16 protein-coding genes are annotated in these 15,907 nt (G+C 57.4%); 4 read left to right on the forward strand and 12 right to left on the reverse strand.

The genetic code is table 11. The features are described from left to right. Nucleotides 1–21: 21 nt before the first annotated feature. The 6 genes from pgpA to nrdR all read right to left on the reverse strand — a co-directional run bounded on the left by pgpA (nt 22) and on the right by nrdR (nt 4,149). Nucleotides 22–576 carry a phosphatidylglycerophosphatase A gene (pgpA, locus tag ACUTQW_RS18415; RefSeq protein WP_171407129.1) on the reverse strand — a complete coding sequence of 185 codons (555 nt, stop codon included), beginning with the start codon at nt 574–576 and terminating at the stop codon, nt 22–24. Continuing rightward, a complete protein-coding gene (gene thiL, locus ACUTQW_RS18420) occupies nt 518–1,501 on the reverse strand; it encodes a thiamine-phosphate kinase (protein ID WP_020438542.1) in 984 nt (327 codons plus the stop codon). The genes pgpA and thiL overlap by 59 nt, the downstream gene beginning before the upstream one ends. 52 nt (nt 1,502–1,553) lie before the next feature. Then, entirely contained in the window at nt 1,554–1,970 is a 417-nt protein-coding gene (gene nusB / locus ACUTQW_RS18425) for a transcription antitermination factor NusB (protein WP_013811729.1), read from the reverse strand. Nucleotides 1,971–1,990: 20 nt separating this feature from the next. Beyond that, nucleotides 1,991–2,461, reverse strand: a complete 471-nt coding sequence (gene ribH, locus ACUTQW_RS18430; protein ID WP_006323924.1) for a 6,7-dimethyl-8-ribityllumazine synthase — start codon at nt 2,459–2,461, stop codon at nt 1,991–1,993. A 118-nt stretch (nt 2,462–2,579) separates the two neighbouring features. Then, nucleotides 2,580–3,689: a bifunctional diaminohydroxyphosphoribosylaminopyrimidine deaminase/5-amino-6-(5-phosphoribosylamino)uracil reductase RibD gene (gene ribD, locus ACUTQW_RS18435; RefSeq protein WP_006323923.1), complete on the reverse strand. Its 1,110-nt coding sequence runs from the start codon at nt 3,687–3,689 to the stop codon at nt 2,580–2,582. A gap of 10 nt (nt 3,690–3,699) precedes the next feature. After that, nucleotides 3,700–4,149: a transcriptional regulator NrdR gene (nrdR, locus tag ACUTQW_RS18440; RefSeq protein ID WP_004949256.1), complete on the reverse strand. Its 450-nt coding sequence runs from the start codon at nt 4,147–4,149 to the stop codon at nt 3,700–3,702. Between the two features lie 185 nt (nt 4,150–4,334). Between nrdR and ACUTQW_RS18445 the strand changes: the two genes are divergently transcribed. Beyond that, nucleotides 4,335–4,895 carry a SadB/YajI family lipoprotein gene (locus ACUTQW_RS18445; protein WP_006323922.1) on the forward strand — a complete coding sequence of 187 codons (561 nt, stop codon included), beginning with the start codon at nt 4,335–4,337 and terminating at the stop codon, nt 4,893–4,895. A 78-nt stretch (nt 4,896–4,973) separates the two neighbouring features. On the opposite strand, the gene secF is transcribed toward ACUTQW_RS18445, so the two are convergent. The 5 genes from secF to queA all read right to left on the reverse strand — a co-directional run bounded on the left by secF (nt 4,974) and on the right by queA (nt 10,459). Next, nucleotides 4,974–5,942, reverse strand: a complete 969-nt coding sequence (gene secF / locus ACUTQW_RS18450) for a protein translocase subunit SecF (RefSeq protein ID WP_037432251.1) — start codon at nt 5,940–5,942, stop codon at nt 4,974–4,976. A 10-nt stretch (nt 5,943–5,952) separates the two neighbouring features. Further along, nucleotides 5,953–7,800 (reverse strand): protein translocase subunit SecD, encoded by a 1,848-nt coding sequence (gene secD, locus ACUTQW_RS18455; protein WP_071531432.1) that lies wholly within the window; start codon nt 7,798–7,800, stop codon nt 5,953–5,955. A 25-nt stretch (nt 7,801–7,825) separates the two neighbouring features. Then, nucleotides 7,826–8,158, reverse strand: a complete 333-nt coding sequence (gene yajC, locus ACUTQW_RS18460; RefSeq protein WP_004949246.1) for a preprotein translocase subunit YajC — start codon at nt 8,156–8,158, stop codon at nt 7,826–7,828. A 33-nt stretch (nt 8,159–8,191) separates the two neighbouring features. Then, entirely contained in the window at nt 8,192–9,316 is a 1,125-nt protein-coding gene (tgt, locus tag ACUTQW_RS18465; protein WP_004949244.1) for a tRNA guanosine(34) transglycosylase Tgt, read from the reverse strand. A 72-nt stretch (nt 9,317–9,388) separates the two neighbouring features. Then, nucleotides 9,389–10,459, reverse strand: coding sequence for a tRNA preQ1(34) S-adenosylmethionine ribosyltransferase-isomerase QueA (queA, locus tag ACUTQW_RS18470; protein ID WP_004949242.1), 1,071 nt, complete (start codon nt 10,457–10,459; stop codon nt 9,389–9,391). A gap of 120 nt (nt 10,460–10,579) precedes the next feature. On the opposite strand from queA, the gene ACUTQW_RS18475 reads away from it, so the two are divergent. The 3 genes from ACUTQW_RS18475 to ggt all read left to right on the forward strand — a co-directional run bounded on the left by ACUTQW_RS18475 (nt 10,580) and on the right by ggt (nt 13,986). Further along, complete coding sequence (locus tag ACUTQW_RS18475; protein ID WP_006323913.1) at nt 10,580–11,161, forward strand: ACP phosphodiesterase; 582 nt, start codon at nt 10,580–10,582, stop codon at nt 11,159–11,161. 229 nt (nt 11,162–11,390) lie between these two features. After that, complete coding sequence (locus tag ACUTQW_RS18480; RefSeq protein ID WP_004949238.1) at nt 11,391–11,993, forward strand: peroxiredoxin C; 603 nt, start codon at nt 11,391–11,393, stop codon at nt 11,991–11,993. 229 nt (nt 11,994–12,222) lie between these two features. Further along, a complete protein-coding gene (gene ggt, locus ACUTQW_RS18485) occupies nt 12,223–13,986 on the forward strand; it encodes a gamma-glutamyltransferase (protein WP_006323909.1) in 1,764 nt (587 codons plus the stop codon). 65 nt (nt 13,987–14,051) lie between these two features. Here ggt and malZ read toward each other — a convergent pair whose 3' ends face one another. Further along, nucleotides 14,052–15,875, reverse strand: coding sequence for a maltodextrin glucosidase (gene malZ, locus ACUTQW_RS18490; RefSeq protein WP_020438540.1), 1,824 nt, complete (start codon nt 15,873–15,875; stop codon nt 14,052–14,054). Between the last annotated feature and the right edge of the window lie 32 nt (nt 15,876–15,907).

Below are 15,907 nucleotides of genomic sequence, written 5' to 3' on the forward strand. Positions count from 1 at the left end.
TGTTGAACTGCGCCCCTGTAATCAAAACAGCCCGAGCGGCCAGTGGTGGCCAATCAGGTAGATGATGCCGGCCGAAAGCACCCCGGCGACGATGTCGTCGACCATGATGCCCATACCGCCATGCACGTTGCGATCGAACCAGCGGATAGGCCAGGGTTTCCACATGTCGAGAATACGGAAAATCACGAAACCTGCGGCTACCCACTGCCAGTCGTTAACCGGCAACGCCATCAGCGTGATCCACATGCCGACAAACTCGTCCCAGACGATGCTGCCGTGATCGTGTACCCGCATATCCTTGGCTGTCTGGTGGCACAAATAGACGCCGATACAGATGCTGAACATCACCAGCAGCGAATAGAGCTGCCACGGCAGTTGGATCAGCAGCAACCAGAACGGGATCGCCGCCAGCGATCCCATGGTGCCCGGCACCACCGGTGACAGGCCGCTGCCGAAACCGGTAGCCAGCAAATGCCACGGATTGCTCATCCGCAGACGGCGTTTAGCTTCATCCATGTTACGCCTGCTCCGCGCTGAAATGATCGAAGCCCTTCCACGGCAGTTCCACCGCTTCATCGTTGCGGTAGAATTTAATGCCTTCGGAAAGCGGGCCAATCTGGCCAATGCAGGTGTAATCCGCGCCCAGATGGCTCAGCGCCACTTCCAGCGCACCGCGATTGATTTCCGGCACCGTAAAGCACAGTTCGTAATCCTCACCGCCGGTCAGCGCCCAGCGCAGCGCTTGTTCAGCGTCCGTATGGCTGCTCAACACCTGCGACAGCGGCAGCTCATCCAGAACGATGCGCGCCCCGCACTCGGAGGCTTTCAGCACGTGCTTCAGATCGGAGATCAGCCCGTCGGAAATATCGATCGCAGAGCTGGCCAAATCACGCAGCGCCTGCCCTTGCAACACCCGTGGCTGCGGCCGCAGATGGCGGCCAATCAGGTAATCGCGGGCGTCGGTATCCGCTACCTGCAGGCGCTCCTGCAAGATAGCCAGGCCGGCGGCGCTGTCGCCCAACGTACCGGTAACGTAGATCCAATCGCCGATGCGCGCACCGCTGCGAGTCAACGCCCGGCCGGCCGGGATCAAGCCATGAATGGTTAACGTCATGCTCAACGGGCCGCGCGTGGTGTCGCCGCCAATCAATTGCATACCGTAATAATTAAGCTGTTCGAACAGGCTGTCGCTGAACGCCTTCAGCCAGGGCTCATTCACGTCAGGCAAGGTTAACGCCAGTGAAAGCCAGGCCGGATCGGCGCCCATTGCCGCCAGATCGCTCAGGTTGACTGCCAGCGCTTTGTAGCCGAGATCGGCCGGATCGATATCCGGCAGGAAGTGAACGCCCGAAACCAGGGTGTCGGTACTGACGGCCAAAAGCTGTTTTTCTGCCACTGTCAGGAGTGCGCAGTCATCTCCAATGCCCAACTGTACGTCCCGGCGCAGACTCTTAAACCGGTCAAAATAGCGGGCAATGAGGTCAAATTCGCCGCATGCCATGGTCGATATTCCAATAGAAGAAATTAAGGCCGGCGATGCCGGCCTTAATTTTTTATTTTTTCTTGCGAATGCTTGGTGCTGCTTTATCCAGCACGCCATTCACAAACTTGTGGCTGTCTTCAGCGCCGAAGGTTTTCGCCAGTTCGATCGCTTCGTTGATAGCCACTTTATAAGGCACATCCTGACGCATTTTCAGTTCAAACAGTGCAATGCGCAGAACGGCTCTTTCTACCTGGCCCAGCTCTTCGAGCTGACGCGACAGGAAGGGTTCCATCAGGCCATCCAGCAGACCCGCATTCACCGCCACGCCGGACAGCAGCTCCCGAAAATAGGCGATGTCCACATCTTTGACATCTTGCTCCGTCAGGAACTGGTGTTCAACATCGGCAATGTCATTTTTAGACAACTGCCAAGAGTAAAGCGCTTGAACAGCGCACTCACGAGCGCGGCGACGAGCAGCAGGTTTCACGGAATTCCCCTTAACTAAATTCAGGCTTTAATAGCTTCGATAACATTAATCATTTCAAGTGCGGTCAGAGCCGCTTCAGCACCCTTGTTGCCCGCTTTGGTGCCGGCACGCTCGATAGCCTGTTCGATGCTCTCGGTGGTCAGCACGCCAAAGGCAACCGGGATTTCAGCGTTCAGAGAAACGCTGCCGATACCGGAACTGGCTTCGCCCGCGACATATTCGAAGTGCGCGGTGCCCCCACGGATAACGGTACCCAACGCGATAATCGCATCGTATTTGCCGGTGTTGGCCAACACGCGAGCCGTCAGCGGCAGCTCGTAAGCGCCCGGGACCCAGACAACGGTGATGTTGTCGTCAGCAACCTGACCAATGCGCTTGAGTGCGTCGATGGCACCTTGCAGCAGGCTGTCGTTGATGAAATTGTTAAAACGTGCAATTGCGATCGCCACACGGGCATTTGGAGTAGCAACAACACCTTCGATAACTTTCATGGGCTTTCCTTAAAAATGGGTTCGATACCCCGCAGGGGGGCGGATTCTATCACATTCTTTATCTGCCTGCGCGGCGGTTTTGTAAAACGCCAATCGGAGCGGCAAACAGACTTTACATTCAGTATTTCGGCTTCAGCCGCAAGCGCAGGTCGGGGCCGATTTGCCGTACTTCGCTGAAGACGAATTCCGGCGCATCGGCCAGGTTTTCAAGGCCCGGCAACCGGCACAGGCCGCGCCCATTATCGCCCATCAGTTTTGGCGCGATGTACAAAATGAGCTCATCAACCAGCCCTGCCTGCAACAACGCGCCGGAAAGCGCAGCGCCGGCTTCTACCCAGATGGAATTCACCTGGCGTTTCGCCAGTTGCATCATCATCACGACCAGATCCACCCCGCCGCCGTGCGCCGGAAATGTCAGTTGTTCAACCTCCTGCGGCCAGTTCTGATCGTCCGGCTGCAACCGCGCCAGCCAGGTCGTTCCCGGCTGCTGCACTACCCGATGCTGCGGCGTTACGCGGTTCTGGCTGTCGAGGATAATGCGCAGTGGCTGGCGCAGATTTTCACGTGGGTAGAGGCTCTGAGTGGCGGTATCCAGCTCATCCCAACGCACCGTCAGCGACGGATCGTCGGCCAACACGGTGGCGCTGGTGCTCAGGATGGCGGCGCTTTGCGCTCTCAAACGCTGCACGTCCTGCCGCGCCTGCGGTGAGGTGATCCACTGGCTCTCGCCGGAAGCCATGGCCGTGCGGCCATCGAGCGAGGCCCCCAGCTTCAGTTGCACATAAGGAAAACCGGTGCGCATGCGTTTGAGAAAACCCGGATTCACCGCTTCCGCATCGCTCAGCATCAGGCCGTGGCGCACGTCTATACCCGCCTGTTGCAGCTTGTACAGACCACGACCGGCAACCTCCGGATTGGGATCCTGCATCGCCGCAACCACGCGGGCAACGCCGGCGGCGACCAGCGCATCAGCACAAGGCGGCGTGCGCCCGTGATGGCTGCAGGGCTCCAGCGTGACATAAGCGGTGGCGCCGCGCGCCCGCTCGCCCGCCATGCGCAACGCATGCACTTCCGCATGAGGTTCGCCGGCGCGCAGGTGATAACCTTCGCCGACGATTTCGCCGTCACGCACGATAACGCAGCCGACGTTCGGGTTCGGTGCGGTAGTGAAACGCCCCAGCCGCGCCAACTCAAAGGCACGTGCCATATAAAATTCGTCGTTATGCATGCGCTATCCCTTAGTCTTGCAGACGGGCGATTTCTTCGCCGAATTCGCGAATATCTTCAAAGCTGCGGTAAACCGAGGCGAAACGAATATAGGCCACTTTATCCAGCTTCTTCAGCGCGTCCATCACCAGGTTGCCGACCAGCTTGGTCGGTACTTCGCGTTCACCGGTGGCGCGCAGCTGGGATTTGATGTGGTTAATCGCATTTTCCACGTCGTCGGAGCTGACCGGGCGTTTTTCCAACGCTTTCAGCATGCCGCGACGCAGTTTGTCTTCGTTGAACGGCTCACGCACTTCGTCGCTTTTTATCACCCGTGGCATCACCAGCTCAGCCACTTCAAAGGTGGTGAAACGTTCATTACAAACCAAACACTGGCGGCGACGGCGCACCTGCGAACCATCGCCCACCAGACGGGAATCAATGACTTTGGTATCAACGGCGGCGCAAAAAGGGCAATGCATAACACGTCCTGATAAACGTTTTCATAGTTAAGAGCAGTTTACCCCGAAGTACGGTCACAACAAAGGCCGTCGACCATTTGTTGCGAGCCGCGATACCGAATGGCGCTAAAACGGCGGCGCGCATGACTTTCCTCGCCGGGCGGGCTAAGCTGATAACAGGAGATATTGAATAGGAAATCGCCGCCATGACAACCCCTTATCCGAAAGTTTTCCTGCTCAGCGCGCTTGTTCTGCTGGCGGGCTGTGCGCAAACTCACGAGGTGCCGAAGCTCCGCCACCAGGTGGTTGAACTGAATCAGAAATTAACTACGCTGACCCAGCAAGCCACCGTGCTGGAACAGCAGAACCAGCTGAATCAGAGCTCTACCAGCGGCGTCTACCTGCTGCCTGCGGCCAATAACGCCGCGCGCCTGCAAAGCAGCATCGGCGAACTGAGCGTGTCGCTCAGCCACGTAAAAGCCGAAGCCAACGGCACCCAGGCATTGCTGCACGTTCGCACGCTCTCGCAGGCTTCGCTGCCGGCATTTAAAGCGGTGGTGGAATGGGGGCAACTGGATGCCGTCACCGGTAAACCGCTAACCGCCGACTCGCTGTCACAACCGGTCGCCAGTGCAGACTCGCTGTTGCCGAAGCCGGAGCAGAATTTCGAACTGCGCTTTAGCGGCCTGACGCCGGAGCAACTGGGCTTTGTCCGGCTGCACAGTATCGTTCCGACCGCCCAACCGGCGGTGGTACAGCAACACTGATCCGCACTCCCTCGCCGCAGGCAAAAAAAAGGAGCGCCAAACGGCACTCCTTTTTATTTCACCGAAAAAATCAGCGTATTAAGGCAGAATCGAAGGCTGATCTGCGCCCTCTTTTTCCACTTTCTGTTGCAGCATGTGCTCGCGTTTCATACCCAGTTTCAACGCCAGCGCGGACGCTACGTAGATAGAGGATACGGTACCGATAGACACGCCGATCAGCATCGCCAACGAGAAGCCCTGCAGCATGGCGCCACCGAAGATGTACAGCATCAGCACCACCATCAAGGTGGTACCGGAGGTCATCAATGTACGGCTCAACGTTTGGGTCAACGACACGTTCATGATTTCGTAAGGCGTTCCGCGACGGATCTTGCGGAAGTTCTCACGAATACGGTCGGAAACCACGATACTGTCGTTCAGCGAGTAACCGATAACCGACATCAACGATGCGACAATGGTCAGGTCAATCTCGATATGGAACAGCGACAGCACGCCCATAGTGATGATCACGTCGTGCGCCAGCGCAATAACCGCCCCCAGCGCCAGGCGCCATTCGAAGCGGAAACCGACGTAGATCAGGATACAGATCAACGCCACCAGCAACGCCATGCCGCCGGTCTGCGCCAGTTCACTGCCCACGCTCGGGCCGACGAACTCGATACGCTTCACGGTGGCGTTTTTATCCACCGCGTCGTTGATCACGCCGATCACTTTATTGCCCAGTTCCTGGCCTGCAGTGCCGGTCGCCGGTGGCATACGCACCATCACGTCACGGCTGCTGCCGAAGTTCTGAATAATCGGGTCCTGGAACCCGGCTTTTTCCAGCGTATCGCGCATCAGATCGAGGTTAGCCGGCTTTTCCAGGCTGATTTCGATTACCGTACCGCCGGTAAAATCCAGACCCCAGTTAAACCCGCGTACCGACATGGTGGCGATTGACGCGACCAACAGCAGCAATGAGATGCCGAAGGCCACGTAATCCCAGCGCATAAAGTCATAGACTTTACGGCCGTAGTTGAGTTGTTCAACAGTATAATCCTGTGCCACAACGCACTCCTCAGATAGACAGCTTGTTAATGCGTTTGCCGCCGTAAAGCAGGTTGACGATGGCACGGGTACCGACAATCGCGGTGAACATGGACGTCGCCACACCGATTGCGGTCGTAATCGCAAAGCCCTTGATCGAACCGGTGCCCACTGCGTACAGAATGATGGCGGTGATCAGGGTAGTGATGTTGGCGTCAACAATACTGGAGAACGCGCCTTTATAGCCTTCATGGATCGCCTGTTGAATGGAGCGTCCATTCTTCAGCTCTTCCTTGATACGTTCGTTTATCAGTACGTTGGCGTCGACCGCCACCGCCAGCGTCAGCACGATACCGGCAATGCCCGGCATGGTCAGCGTCGCCCCCGGCAACAGGGACATCACGCCGACAATCAGCACCAGGTTGGCCACCAGCGCCGTCGTGGCGATCATGCCGAACTTACGGTACCAAACCACCATGAACACGATGGAAGCCACCAGGCCCCACAGACAGGCTTCCAGACCTTGGGTAATGTTCTGTTGCCCCAGAGTTGGGCCGATAGTACGTTCTTCCACGATCTGGATAGGTGCAATCAGCGCACCGGCGCGCAGCAGCAGCGAGAGCTGACGTGCTTCGTTCGGGTTGCCGATGCCGGTGATACGGAAGCTGTTGCCCAAGCGTGACTGAATGTTCGCCACGTTGATCACTTCTTCCTGCTTCACCAGAATCGCACGGCCGTTGGCGTCTTTCTTGCCGCTGTCCTTATACTCCACGAACAGGGTCGCCATCGGTTTGCCGATGTTGTCCTTGGTGAAGTTGGACATCGACGTGCCACCGGCGCTGTCGAGCGAGATATTAACCTGCGGCTGGTTGTATTCGTCGGTGCTGGAGGTAGAGTCGGTGATGTGGTCACCGGTCAGGATCACACGCTTATACAGCACTACCGGCTGGCCTTCGCGCGTGTTTTTCACCTCGGAATCACCCGGTACACGGCCGTTGGCCGCGGCTGTCGCATCCGCGTTGGTGTTGACCAGACGGAATTCCAGCGTAGCGGTAGCGCCCAGAATCTCTTTGGCGCGTGCGGTGTCCTGGATACCCGGCAATTCAACCACGATACGGTCGGAGCCCTGGCGCTGCACCAGCGGTTCGGCAACGCCGAGCTGGTTGACGCGGTTACGCAGGATAGTGATGTTCTGCTGCACCGCATATTCGCGCGCTTCGCTCAGACGAGCATCCGTCAGGCTGGCTTTCAGGGTATTGGTGCCATTGGCGGAAAGCACCAGATCGCGCTGACGCGGGGTAATGTAGCTGATGGCCTGATCGCGAGCGGCATCGTCACGGAAGCGAACTTCCACGCCGTTGTTGTCCAGCTTGCGGATAGACGCATAAGGAATGCCCTTTTCACGCAATTCGCTGCGCAGGGTATCCATGGTTTGTTCCTGCAGCTTGCCCAGCGCGGTGTCCATGTCCACTTCCATCAGGAAGTGCACGCCACCACGCAGGTCCAGGCCCAGCTTCATCGGCTCGGCGCCCAACATGGCCAACCAGGCCGGCGTGGCCGGAGCCAGGTTCAGCGCGACGACGAACTTGTCGCCCAGCTCCGCCATCAAGGCTTCACGGGCACGCAACTGAACGTCAGGATCTTTAAAGCGAGCCAGGATGGCGCCATTTTCCAGCGCAATCGACTTGCTCGCGATATTGTCTTTTTCTAATACGGTACGGACTTGGTCCAGCGTAGTTTCACTGGCGGCGACACCGCGCGCGCCAGTGATTTGTACAGCCGGATCCTCACCATAGAGGTTGGGAAGCGCATAAAGCAGACCGACGATGATCACCACGATCAGCATCAGATACTTCCACAAAGGATAACGGTTTAGCACGGCAATTCCCTTCGGGAAAACAAAATTACAGGGCCTTCATGGTACCTTTCGGCAGAACGGCCGCCACGAAGTCACGCTTGATCATCACTTCCGTGGTGTCGTTCAGCGCAATGGCGATGATGCCGGTGTCAGCCACTTTGGTCACGCGGCCAATCAGGCCACCGGTGGTCAGCACTTCATCACCCTTGCCAATCGAGTCCATCAGCTTCTTGTGCTCTTTAGCGCGTTTTTGCTGCGGGCGCAGGATCATGAAATAGAAAATCAGACCAAACACGACCAGCATAATGATCAGAGAGTACGGGCTTCCCTGAGCCGGGGCCCCTGCGGATGCGACGGCGTCAGAAATGAAAAAGCTCATTGAAATTCCCTCATTAAGTTATCAATTATTAATTCAAGCGTTTAAAGGTGGAATCGGTTTGCCGATCCGACCGTAGAAATCCGTAACAAACAGCTCTAATTTACCCTGTTCAATAGCCTGGCGTAAACCCGCCATCAGGCGTTGGTAGTGGCGCAGGTTATGAATGGTATTCAATCGGGCACCCAGTATTTCGTTGCAACGATCGAGATGATGCAAGTAGGCGCGGCTGTAATTGCGACACGTGTAGCAATCACAGTCTTTATCCAGCGGAGAAGTATCATCCTTGTGCTTGGCATTACGGATTTTTACCACACCGTCAGTCACGAACAAGTGGCCGTTGCGGGCATTACGCGTTGGCATCACGCAGTCGAACATATCGATACCGCGACGCACACCTTCAACCAGATCTTCCGGTTTGCCTACGCCCATCAGGTAGCGTGGCTTATCTTCCGGAATTTGCGGGCAAACATGTTCGAGAATACGATGCATATCCTCTTTTGGCTCGCCTACAGCCAAGCCGCCAACAGCGTAACCATCAAAGCCGATATCCACCAGCCCTTTTACTGAAACATCTCGTAAATCTTCGTAAACACCGCCCTGAATAATGCCGAATAAGGCGTTTTTATTATTCAGCTCGTCAAAACGTTGACGGCTGCGCTGCGCCCAGCGCAGTGACATCTCCATCGAGCTCTTGGCGTAATCCCAGTCGGCCGGGTACGGCGTACACTCGTCGAAGATCATTACGATGTCGGAACCCAGGTCATACTGGATTTCCATCGATTTTTCCGGGCTGAGGAACACTTTATCGCCGTTAATCGGATTACGGAAATAAACGCCTTCCTCTTTAATTTTGCGCATCGCCCCCAGGCTGAATACCTGAAAACCGCCGGAGTCGGTCAGGATCGGGCCGTGCCACTGCATGAAATCATGCAGATCGCCATGCAGTTTCATGATCTCCTGCCCTGGACGCAGCCACAGGTGGAAGGTGTTGCCCAGCAGGATCTGCGCGCCGGTCTCTTTCACTTCTTCCGGCGTCATGCCCTTTACCGTGCCGTAGGTGCCGACAGGCATAAAGGCCGGGGTTTCCACCACGCCACGTTCAAATACCAGGCGGCCACGGCGGGCGCGGCCATCGGTTGCTTGTAATTCGTACTTCACAAAACCTCCAGCGCCAGAGAAACAGTCTGGCGTCGTTAAAACAGGGCCGCGCCAAATGCGCAGCCCGGGGAATCAGGCGCCGACGGACTCGTGTTCCGCCTGCGGGTTACGGCTGATGAACATCGCATCGCCATAGCTGAAGAAACGGTACTGCTCGGCCACCGCCTGCTGATAAGCATGCATGGTGTTTTTATAACCGGCGAAGGCGGATACCAACATGATCAGCGTCGACTCCGGCAGGTGGAAATTGGTCACCAGCGCGTCGATCACCTGGTAGTGATAGCCCGGGAAGATAAAGATGCTGGTATCGCCGAAGAACGGCGCAATCAGCGCGTCCTTGCTGGCGTTGGCCGCGCTTTCCAGCGAACGTACGGAGGTGGTTCCCACCGCCACTACGCGCTTGCCCCGCGCCTTGCAGGCCAGCACCGCGTCAACCACTTCCTGCGGAACCTCGGCGTATTCCGCGTGCATCACGTGCTCTTCGATGGTTTCCACCCGCACCGGCTGGAAAGTGCCCGCGCCCACATGCAGGGTGACAAAAGCCATCTCAATGCCCTTCGCGCGCAACGCAGCCAGCAGCGGCTCATCGAAGTGCAGCCCGGCGGTCGGTGCCGCAACGGCGCCCGGTTTCTCGCTGTAAACCGTCTGATAAAGCTCGCGGTCGGCGTCTTCATCCGGTCGATCGATATAAGGCGGCAGCGGCATATGGCCAACGGCATTGAGGATAGTGAACACATCGCGCTCATCGTTGAAGCGCAATTCGAACAGCGTATCGTGGCGCGCCACCATGGTAGCGGCAACGCTTTCGTCATCGCCCAGCAGCAGTTCAGCGCCCGGCTTTGGCGCTTTTGAAGCGCGCACGTGCGCCAACACCCGATGATCGTCCAGCACGCGCTCGACCAACACTTCAATCTTGCCGCCGCTGACCTTGCGGCCAAACATGCGCGCCGGGATCACCCGGGTATTGTTGAATACCAGCAGATCGCCGGCTTCCAGGTTATCCAGCAGATCGGTGAATACGCCGTGCGTCAGCGCCCCGCTTGGCCCGTCCAGTTGCAGCAAACGGCAACCGCTGCGCTCAGGCTGAGGATAATGGGCAATCAGGGACTCGGGAAGTTCAAAGGAAAAATCGGCGACGCGCATGGGTATTCACTTCTTCAATATAAGACTGGTTGGTAAAAAACAAGCGGCCTAGTCTAAAGCCGCGGGCGGTCAGCAGCAAGAAATAAGGAGGATTTGCACGACTTCGGATACAATGCCCGGATGAACTTCCTTGCACATCTCCATTTGGCTCAGTTGGCGGAAAGCTCGCTGCTGGGCAACCTGTTGGCCGACTTCGTGCGCGGCAACCCCGCAGGCGAGTACAATCCCGAGGTAGTGGCCGGCATAATGATGCACCGCCGCGTCGACGTACTGACCGACAGCCTGCCGCAGGTGAAGGTCTGTCGTGACTTCTTCAGTGACGAACACCGCCGCGTGGCGCCCATCACGCTCGACGTGGTGTGGGACCATTTCCTGGCGCGCCACTGGCAGCAGTTGGAGCCGTCCCTCAGCCTGCACAGCTTTACCCAAGAAGCCCGCAGCCAGATCGTGCCGCATTTGCCGCTGACGCCGCCGCGCTTTCAGAACTTAAACGGGTATTTATGGCAGGAACGTTGGCTGGAGCGCTACGCCGAGCTGCCGTTTATCGGCACCGTGCTAGCGGGCATGGCCAGCCGCCGCCCACGCCTGGCCGCTCTGGCCGGCTCCTTCGCCGACGTGGAGCGCCACTATCATCAGCTTGAAACACAGTTCTGGCAGTTTTATCCGCAGATGATGCAGCAGGCAAAAGATAAACAGCTTTAACGTCAAACTAAACCCATTGAAAATGCGACGCTTTACAAGAAATCGGGTTTTAAGCCTTGCCCTTTTGCAGGAAAAGGTTACTTTTAAAGCTTGCTAAATTTAATCATCGAATTCGATAGGTAAAAGCTATCTCATCGATTGGTCTTTTACCCTTTATTCGCCGAGTCTTGGTCCCTATACTGGCCCTTGCTTTTACATCAACCCCTTAACACCTATTACAGGAGTAATTATGGTCCTGGTAACTCGTCAAGCCCCTGACTTCACTGCAGCTGCCGTATTGGGCAGCGGCGAAATCGTTGAAAACTTCAACTTTAAGAAGCACCTGAACGGTAAACCAGCCGTACTGTTCTTCTGGCCGATGGACTTCACCTTCGTATGTCCTTCTGAGCTGATCGCTTTCGATCACCGCTATGAAGAATTCCAGAAGCGTGGCGTTGAAGTGGTTGGCGTTTCATTCGACTCAGAATTCGTTCACAACGCATGGCGTAAAACCCCTGTCGAAAATGGCGGCATCGGTGAAGTGAAATACGCCATGGTTGCTGACATCAAGCGTGAAATTCAGAAAGCTTACGGCATCGAACACCCAGAAGCCGGCGTTGCGCTGCGCGGTTCTTTCCTGATCGACAAAGACGGTGTGGTTCGTGCTCAGGTTGTTAACGACCTGCCAATCGGCCGTAACATCGACGAAATGATCCGTACCGTTGACGCGCTGCAGTTCCACGAAGAGCACGGCGAAGTGTGCCCGGCTCAGTGGGAAAAAGGCAAAGCAGGTATGGGCGCATCTCCAGACGGCGTAGCTAAATACCTGTCCGAGAACGCTTCCAAGCTGTAATTTCAGCCTGCAAGTGAATCAACCGGCCCTCGAGGCCGGTTTTTTTTGCTCTTTTTTAGGGCAGCCTGCCCCTCATTCGGGCTTTATTTCCCTGTTTCCGCTCACATTTTCGGCCCTGAACACCGCGTAATCCCCCACCTGTAGCTACTATAAATAACGCTGGCTCGCTCTTTGCAGGGTAAAACGGCAAGTCAATCACAATAAGAACACTGACAGGGTAGGAATAACTATGTTTTTACAGAAATGGAGCAAGCCGCTGACCATGGCGGCGCTGCTGGTCAGCAGCAGCCTGTATGCCGCCTCCAACCCGGCGGTCGAAGCCAAAAATGGCATGGTAGTGACATCGCAACATCTCGCCTCGCAGGTTGGCGTCGATATCCTCAAGCTGGGCGGCAACGCCATCGATGCCGCAGTGGCGGTCGGCTATGCGCAGGCGGTGGTGAACCCCTGCTGCGGCAATATCGGCGGCGGCGGTTTTATGACGGTACACCTGGCCGACGGTACCGACACCTTTATCAACTTCCGTGAAACCGCCCCGGCGGCGGCCAGCGCCAACATGTATCTGGACGCCGAAGGCAACGTGAAAAAAGGCGCCAGCCTGTATGGTTATCTGGCGGCGGGCGTGCCGGGCACCGTGCTGGGCATGGAAACCGCACGCCAGAAATACGGCAAGCTGAGCCGTGAGCAGGTGATGGGGCCGGCGATCAAACTGGCGCGCGAAGGCTTTGTACTGACCCGTGCCGATACCGATATTCTCGACACCACCGTCGCCCGCTTCAAACAGGACCCGGAATCCGCCAAAATCTTCCTTCGCCCGGACGGCACCGCACTGCAGCCGGGCGACCGTCTGGTGCAGAGCGATCTGGCCAACACCCTGGAAGCCATCGCCAAAGACGGCCCGGACGCCTTCTATAAGGGCAAGATCCCGCAGGCCGTGGAGGCCGCAGCCAAACAAGGCGGCGGCATCCTGACGGCGACCGATTTCGCCAATTATAAAGTCACCGAAACGCCGCCCATTACCTGCAGCTACCGTGGCTATAAATTCGTTTCTGCACCGCCACCCAGCTCCGGCGGCGTAACATTGTGCGAAATCCTCAACGTGGTCGAAGGTTATGATCTGAAAAGTATGGGCTTCAACTCTGCGGCGGCCATTCACACCCTGACCGAAGCGATGCGCCACGCCTATATGGACCGTAATACCTACCTCGGTGACCCGGAATTCATCAAAAACCCGATCGATCGCTTGGTCAGCAAGAGCTACGCCGAAGAGATCCGCAAAAAAATTGTCGCTGACAAGGCCACGCCGTCAGAGAACGTGCAGCCAGGCATGGAACCCCACGAGAAACCGGAAACCACCCACTATTCGATTGTCGATCATGACGGCAACGCCGTCTCCACCACCTATACCGTCAACGGCCGCTTTGGTGCGGTCGTGATAGCACCGGGAACAGGCTTCTTCCTCAACGATGAAATGGACGATTTCACCGTTAAAGTCGGCGAGAAAAACCTGTACGGACTGGTGCAGGGCACCGCCAACAGCATTGCCCCCGGTAAGCGCCCACTATCGTCGATGAGCCCGACGCTGGTGACCAAAGACAACAAAATCTTTATGGTGCTCGGCTCGCCGGGCGGATCGCGCATCATCACCATCACCCTGCAAACCGCGCTGAACGTGATCGACCACGGCATGGCGCCGCAGGAAGCGGTGGATGCGCCGCGTATTCACCATCAATGGCTGCCGGACGAAGTGTATTACGAGCAGCGTGGCGTCTCCGCCGATACGCTGAAACTCCTCGGCGGCATGGGTTACAAGATGGTCGAGCAAACGCCGTGGGGGGCCGCCGAGCTGATTCTGGTGGGTTTGCCGGGTGCCGCGGGCGTTAGCCCGACCAACTCCGGCAACGACTCTGCAGTTTCCGGCAAGGTACGCGAAGGTTATCTGTACGGTGCCAATGACGTGCGCCGCCCGGCAGGTTCGGCGGTAGGTTATTGATCTTATGGAAAGTGTGAACGCACACTAACTTAATCAGGGGCCGGCTTATCGGCCCCTTCGCTGCCTTAGCCTACCCGTCGCCACAAGGTGACCGACTCTTCGCCCAGTTGCAGCGTCATGCCGTTTTGCTCTTCTCTCAGCTCACCATGCCCTTCCAGCCGCTGCCATTTGCCTGCGGCCAGCAGCGGGCTGTACGGCAATGCCACTTCACCGCTGCCGCCACGCTGTAACGCCACCACTACCTGCTCCCGTTGATAAAGGCGCACGAATGCCAGCGTTTCACCGGCGGCATATAACACCTGGCAACCACCGCGACGCAGCGCCAGACTCTGTTTACGCAGCGCCGCCATCCGTTGGCATAGCGCCAGCAGGCTCTGATCCCACTGATTTTCATCCCACGGGAACGGCTTGCGACAGAACGGGTCGTTGGCGCCATCCAGGCCAATCTCGTCGCCATAATATAAGCAGGGAACGCCAATCCAGCTCATCAGCCACACCGCCGCCATCCGCATGCGCGCCTGATTGCCCTGCAACAGCGTCAGGAAACGCGCAGTATCATGGCTGTCGAGCTGGTTAAACTGAATCAGTTGGCTGCCGTGCGGCAATCCGGCACGGTAGCCGTCCATCCACTGCGCGCAGTCCGCAGCATCCATCTGCACCGGGTGATGCGCCACATCCAGTCCGGCAAGGAACCCCCTTACCGGCAGGGCGAAGCCCATATAGTTCATCGCCGCGTCTTCTACGCCGGCATGCAGCCAGCGGCGCGCATCGCCAAAATGTTCGCCCAGCACGTAGGCCTGCGGGTTTTCCTGTTTAACCGCCTGATAAATGCCGGCAAGGTGTTGGAGATTGCCGGTAGCACCGCCGTTCTCACCCAGCATATGCACCACGTCCAGCCGCCAACCGTCGATGCTGTAGGGTGGGCGTAACCAGTGGCGCACAACGCTACCCTCGCCGCGATAAATCCTCTCGGCCACCTGAGGTTCGGCAAAATTGAGCTTCGGCAGGCTGGCGTTGCCTTTCCAGTCCAGCGCCCGGCCGTCAGGGTAGAAATTGAACCAGCCGCGGTACGGTGAATCCGGGTGGTGGCAGGCGCCGTTGTCGCCCTGCTGGTGACGATCAAACCAGGGGTGGGAATCGCCGGTATGATTAAACACCCCGTCCAGCACCAGTTTCATCCCCACCTTGTGAGTACTCACTCGCAAACGCTGCAAGGCGGCATTGCCGCCGAAATAGGGATCGACCTGGTAATAGTCTTCGGTATCGTATTTATGCACGCTCGGCGCGGTGAAAATCGGGTTCAGGTACAACGCCGTGACGCCCAGTTTCTGCAGGTAAGGCAGCTTTTGATCGATGCCATCCAAATCGCCGCCATAGAAAGTGGAAGCGGCATCCCGGTCTTCCAGCGGATGCTGCCAGTCGCGACGCACCACGTCGCAACCGGCCGCGTGATGGCGATAGCTGCCGTTTTGAATACCGTGCTCGCCGCCGCTGCTGGCGAAACGATCGGGGAAAATTTGATAAAATATCTGATCCGCCACCCAGGCCGGGCTGCGGTCAGGTTCGTCGAGCGCAAACTGCGCCAGTTGGCCCGGCGGGATCAGCGACCACCCCTGAGGCCCGAACCATTGTTGACGATCGGCCCACACCAGTTTGAAGCAGTAGCGCCGCGTGGCCTCTCCTTCGTTCAGCGTCAGGCCGGCCTGATAACGCCACCGGCCTTCGGCGCTGTGCGCTTTCATGATCAGCAGCCATTCTTCGTTATCCGGCTCGGCGCGTAAAAATACCCTCTCAGGCAAATCATCACCCTGTAACCACAGCGTGATATCCAGGCGTTGTCCCTTCTTCACCACAAAGGGCGGGACCGGTTGATGCCAGGCGTTAAGCATACTGTTCTCCTGCTGTACAAAACGAAATCGAC

The sequence above is a fragment of the Serratia sp. TSA_7 genome, assembly GCF_052692135.1.